Source organism: Pseudomonas donghuensis, from assembly GCF_000259195.1.
GTDB classification, from domain to species: domain Bacteria; phylum Pseudomonadota; class Gammaproteobacteria; order Pseudomonadales; family Pseudomonadaceae; genus Aquipseudomonas; species Aquipseudomonas donghuensis.
The window spans coordinates 100,654-105,556 of record NZ_JH650774.1; the positions used below are offsets into that span (position 1 = coordinate 100,654).

4 protein-coding genes are annotated in these 4,903 nt (G+C 64.5%); 2 read left to right on the top strand and 2 right to left on the bottom strand.

The genetic code is table 11. The features are described from left to right. The first annotated feature begins 83 nt into the window (after positions 1-83). Positions 84-1,646 carry a threonine ammonia-lyase, biosynthetic gene (ilvA, locus tag UW3_RS0120790; protein ID WP_010225277.1) on the top strand — a complete coding sequence of 521 codons (1,563 nt, stop codon included), beginning with the start codon at positions 84-86 and terminating at the stop codon, positions 1,644-1,646. 83 nt (positions 1,647-1,729) lie between these two features. Beyond that, the gene (yiaY, locus tag UW3_RS0120795; protein WP_010225278.1) at positions 1,730-2,878 is read left to right on the top strand and encodes an L-threonine dehydrogenase; all 1,149 of its coding nucleotides are present in this window, start codon (positions 1,730-1,732) and stop codon (positions 2,876-2,878) included. Positions 2,879-2,977: 99 nt separating this feature from the next. On the opposite strand, the gene UW3_RS0120800 is transcribed toward yiaY, so the two are convergent. Together UW3_RS0120800 and UW3_RS27410 are read right to left on the bottom strand one after the other, a co-directional pair. After that, on the bottom strand, positions 2,978-4,330 hold the full coding sequence (locus UW3_RS0120800; protein WP_010225279.1) for a GntP family permease: 1,353 nt from the start codon (positions 4,328-4,330) through the stop codon (positions 2,978-2,980). Between the two features lie 99 nt (positions 4,331-4,429). Beyond that, a partial coding sequence (locus UW3_RS27410; protein ID WP_010225280.1) for a gluconokinase occupies positions 4,430-4,903 on the bottom strand: 474 nt, incomplete at its 5' end.

The following is a 4,903-nucleotide window of genomic DNA, read 5'->3' on the forward strand; positions in this document are numbered from 1 at the left end:
CTAGCTGGCACTTGCACCGAACCCGCCCTGGAGGCGGGTTCTTTCTCTCTCTCCTGGGCACTTTAAAACACCAGGAGTCACTGATGACCAGCCTTGCCGTAAGCCCCCGTACACCGTCCGCACCGCTGAACCTGCTGTCTGACTACGTGCGGCGCATTCTTGCGGCACCCGTGTACGACCTGGCGATCGAAACGCCCCTGCAAGCTGCGCCGGCCTTGTCGCGCAGCCTCGGCAACCAGGTGTTGCTCAAGCGCGAAGACCTGCAACCGACCTTTTCCTTCAAGATCCGCGGTGCCTATACCCGTCTCAGCCGCCTGAGCCCGGCCCAGCGCCAGCGCGGGGTGATCACCGCGTCGGCCGGCAACCATGCCCAGGGGGTCGCCCTGGCCGCCCGCGAGCTGGGCATGCGCGCGACCATCGTGATGCCAACCACCACCCCTGAGCTCAAGGTTGAAGGCGTGCGTTCGCGCGGCGGCCAGGTGGTGCTGCACGGCGAGAGCTTCCCGCACGCGCTGGCCCATGCCTTGAAACTGGCCGACAGCGAAGGCGCGACCTTCGTGCCGCCGTTCGACGACCCGGACGTGATCGCCGGGCAAGGCACCGTGGCCATGGAAATCCTCCGCCAGCAACCGGGCGAGCTGGATGCAATCTTCGTCCCGGTCGGTGGTGGCGGCCTGATCGCCGGCATCGCGGCCTACGTCAAATACCTGCGCCCCGAGGTCAAGGTGATCGGTGTCGAGCCGCACGACTCCAATTGCCTGCAAGCGGCCATGGCCGCCGGCGAGCGGGTGGTGCTGGCTCAGGTCGGCAGCTTTGCCGAGGGGGTGGCGGTGGCGCAGATCGGTGCCCATTGCTTTGAACTGTGCCGCCACTATGTCGACGAGGTGATCACTGTCAGCAGCGACGAGTTGTGCGCGGCGATCAAGGACATCTACGACGACACCCGCTCGATCACCGAGCCGTCCGGCGCCCTGGCGGTGGCCGGGATCAAGAAGTACGTGGCCCGCGAAGGCGTGCAGGGGCAGACCCTGGTGGCCATCGATTCCGGCGCCAACGTCAACTTCGACCGCCTGCGCCATGTGGCCGAGCGTGCCGAACTTGGCGAACAGCGCGAAGCGATCATCGCCGTGACCATCCCCGAGCAGCCGGGCAGTTTCCGCGCCTTTTGCCAGGCCCTGGGCAAGCGCCAGATCACCGAGTTCAACTACCGCTACTATCCGGGCAAGGAAGCGCGGCTGTTCGTGGGCGTGCAGACCCACCCGCAGACCGATCCCCGCGAGCAGTTGCTGGCCAGCCTGCGCGAGCAGGGCTACACGGTGCTGGACCTGACCGACAACGAACTGGCCAAGCTGCACGTGCGCCATACCGTCGGTGGCCACGCCGGGCCGGGTGCGGACGAGCGCGTGCTGCGCTTTGAATTCCCCGAGCGCCCGGGAGCCTTGCTGGGCTTTCTGGAGCGCCTGGGCAAACGCTGGAACATCAGCCTGTTCCACTACCGCAACCACGGCGCCGCCGAGGCGCGGGTGTTCGCCGCCCTGGAAGTGCCGCAGGACGAACAGGCCAGCCTGCCCGAGGCGCTGGACGCCATGGGCTACCGCTACTGGGACGAAAGCGACAACCCGGCCTACCGGCTGTTCCTCGGCTGAGCCAGGCCTTGCCCCAGATCAACACGGGGCAGGGCCGACAGGCGGATCCTCTAGGCAAAGGTACATTGCATGAGGATCTCGCCATGAGCAGCACGTTTTTCATCCCCGCCGTCAATATCATGGGCATCGATTGCCTCGAAGAGGCGATGGCTGCCATTGCCGGGTATGGCCTGCGCAAGGCCTTGATCGTCACTGACGCGGGCCTGGCCAAAGCCGGCGTTGCCGAGCGCATGGCCGAAATGCTGGCGATGCGCGACATCGACTCGGCGATCTTCGATGGCGCCAAGCCCAACCCGAGCATTGCCAACGTCGAGCAGGGCCTGGCGCTGTTGCAGCGCGAGCGTTGCGACTGTGTGATTTCCCTGGGCGGCGGCTCGCCCCATGACTGTGCCAAGGGCATCGCCCTGTGCGCCACCAACGGCGGGCACATCCGTGACTACGAAGGCGTCGACCGGTCGGCCAAGCCGCAACTGCCGCTGATTGCCATCAATACCACGGCCGGTACGGCCAGCGAGATGACCCGCTTCTGCATCATCACTGACGAAGCGCGCCACGTGAAAATGGCCATCGTCGACCGCAACGTCACGCCGCTGCTGTCGGTCAACGACCCGGCGCTGATGGTCGGCATGCCCAAAGGCCTGACGGCGGCCACCGGCATGGATGCCTTGACCCACGCCATTGAAGCCTATGTATCGACGGCGGCCACGCCGATCACCGATGCCTGCGCCATCAAGGCCATCGAGCTGATCAGCGACAACCTGCGCCAGGCCGTAGCCGACGGCAGCGACCTTCAGGCCCGGGAGAACATGGCCTACGCCCAGTTCCTCGCCGGCATGGCATTCAACAACGCTTCCCTGGGATACGTGCATGCCATGGCTCACCAGCTCGGTGGCTTCTATGACTTGCCCCATGGTGTCTGCAATGCGGTGCTGTTGCCCCATGTACAGCGCTTCAACGCCAGCGTCAGTGCCGCGCGCCTGCGTGATGTGGCCAAGGCCATGGGCGTGGAGGTCAGCGCCATGAACGTCGAGCAGGGCAGCGATGCGGCCCTGGCGGCGATCGAGAACCTGTCGCGGGCCATTGATATCCCGGCCGGGTTGGCGCTGCTGGGGGCGAAGGAGGCGGATATTCCGACCCTGGCCAGCAATGCCTTGAAGGATGCTTGCGGCCTGACCAACCCGCGGGTGGCCAGCCAGGAGGAGATCGAGGCGATCTTCAAGGCAGCTTTTTGATCTGATGTGCTAGCAAGCCAGCTCCCACAAGGTCCTGTGTACACCGAACTTGTGGGAGCTGGCTTGCCAGCGATGGGCTGCGCAGCAGCCCGCAGGTCTTCAGACCACCAACGACAGCAGCATGATAAAGATGATGCCGACCACCGACAGGATGGTCTCCATCATGCTCCAGGTCTTGAAGGTCTCGGCCACGGTCATGTTGAAGTACTGCTTCACCAGCCAGAAGCCGGCATCGTTGACGTGGGACAGAATTAACGACCCCGCGCCGGTCGCCAGCACCAGCAGCTCGCGGTTGACCCCCGGAATCATGCCGATCACCGGCGCGACGATCCCGGCCCCGGTAATGGTCGCCACCGTCGCGGAACCGGTGGCGATGCGAATCACCGCCGCCACCAGCCAGGCCAGCATGATTGGCGATATCTGCGCCTGTACGGCCATCTGCCCGATCACATTACCCACGCCGGTATCCACCAGCATCTGCTTGAAGCCACCACCGGCACCGACGATCAGGACGATTGCCGCCGTTGGCGCCAGGCTCTGGTCGAGCAGCTTCATGATCTGCTGGCGGGAAAAACCGCGCGCCGCGCCAAAGGTGTAGAAGGCCAGGAGCAGGGCGGCAAGCAGGGCGCTGATCGGGTGGCCAATCAGGTCCATCCACTGACGGACGATATGCTCGGCCGGCAGTACCACGTCAGCGAAGGTTTTCAGCAGCATCAGGAACACCGGCAGCAGCACGGTGATCAGGGTGATGCTGAAGCTAGGCAGGTTGTGCTGGTCGGACTCGCGGGCGATCTGGTCCATCAGCTCCTTGTTCGGGTTGCCCGGGATGTACTTGGAGATGAAGTTGCCGTACAGGGGGCCGGCGATGATCGCCGTGGGCAGGGCGACGATCAGCCCGTAGAAGATGGTCTTGCCGATGTCGGCATTGAAGATGCCAATCGCCAGCAGCGGCCCCGGGTGGGGCGGCACCAGGCCGTGGACCACCGACAACCCGGCCAGCAGCGGAATGCCGATCTTGATCAGCGACACCCCGGAGCGCCGGGCGACGATGAACACCAGCGGAATCAGCAATACGAAGCCGATTTCAAAGAACAGCGGAATACCCACCAGAAAGGCGGCGAACATCATCGCCCAGTGCACCTTCTGTTTACCGAAGGCACGAATCAGCGTCTGGGCGATCTGGTCGGCACCGCCGGAATCGGCCATCAGCTTGCCGAGCATGGTGCCCAGGGCCAGGACGATGCCGACAAAGCCGAGCACGCCACCGAAGCCGTCCTGGAATGATTTCATCACCTTGGCCACCGGCATGCCGGAGGTCAGGCCAAGAAAGCCTGCGGCCAGGGTCAGGGCGACAAAGGGGTGGACCTTGAAGTGGGTGATCAGCAGCACCAGGCCGATGATGGTGATCACCGCGTCGAGCAGCAGGTAGGTATCAGTTGCCAAACCGAACATGGTTCAGTGCCTCATCTTGTCATTTTTGTGGGCGTAACGTTTGCAGCGTTTACGGGGCGAGACAGCGCTATCTTTGGTGAGCCGAGAAAACAGCCAGGGTCAGGCCGTTCGCGCCAGCAACGGTTCACCGCAGGGCTTTAGCCACTGGTCTACCTCGATGGCCAGCTTGTCCACCGGCAGGGTGGCGTCCAGTGGCAGGGTCAGTGGCTCGCCATGGGGCGGTTCGAGGGCGGCGAACTGGCTTTCGATCAGGCTGGCGGGCATGAAGTGGCCGGGGCGGGCCAGTACCCGGCGTTCGGCTTCTTCGGGGCTGAGTTCGAGGAACACGAAGCCCAGGTCCGGCACCGCGTGGCGCAGGGCATCGCGGTAGCGTTTTTTCAGCGCCGAGCAGGTGAGGATCGGCCGTGCGCCGCTTTTGAGGGTACGTTGCAGTTCTTCACCCAGAAGGATCAACCAACCCGCACGGTCGTCGTCATCCAGGGGAATGCCGGCGCTCATCTTCTGGATGTTGGCGGCAGGGTGAAAGGCATCGCCTTCGATCAGGCGGCCGCCGCTATGGCTGGGGGTGGGGGG